1 protein-coding gene and 1 pseudogene are annotated in these 516 nt (G+C 39.5%); one reads left to right on the forward strand and one right to left on the reverse strand.

Going from position 1 to position 516, the window contains the following annotated elements; all coding sequences use genetic code 11:
* Positions 1 to 243: pseudogene (locus R7E78_RS30585) on the forward strand (ATP-dependent endonuclease); the annotation flags it as partial.
* 69 nt (positions 244 to 312) lie between these two features.
* Here R7E78_RS30585 and R7E78_RS30590 read toward each other — a convergent pair.
* Positions 313 to 516 (reverse strand): hypothetical protein (locus R7E78_RS30590; RefSeq protein WP_318059204.1); only part of this gene is annotated, 204 nt, incomplete at its 5' end.

Here is a 516-nt window from a genome sequence, read left to right on the forward strand (position 1 = left end):
GACATCGAGCATTTTCTTTATAATCATGGGTTCGAGCTTTTCTTTAAGGACATGATCAAAGTCCCTCACGACCATCCAATTCCGGCGAAGAAAGTGGTTAACCGCGTTTTGAAAAAACATGCGAAGCCAGATTTGGCTCTAGCCATTGTGTCTCACTGCGAAGAGAAAGGCATGGAATGTATCCCTGTGTTGTTGCGTTGGACTTTAAAACGCATCGTTACTATGGCAAGCGGGAATACTTAAGCGTTATATATCTATTTACTCATTTCTTTCCATTTAAATAGTCTTTGGGGATAGCACTGCGCTATCCCCTTAAAATTTAGGCAAAAAAAAGCACACTAAATTAGTGTGCTTTTTTTTTTTTAAAAGATGAAAGCTTTCTGGATAAGCAGAAAGAGTTGGGTTCTTTTTCTCTGTAATTGTGTTACAGCTGTCTTTGCTCACATGCTCAAATTCTGCTTTTAAAACTAACCACACACACTGAGAACTCACGCTGGCTGGAGGATGATGGGAAAT

The organism is Vibrio sp. YT-19(2023) (assembly GCF_033337395.1).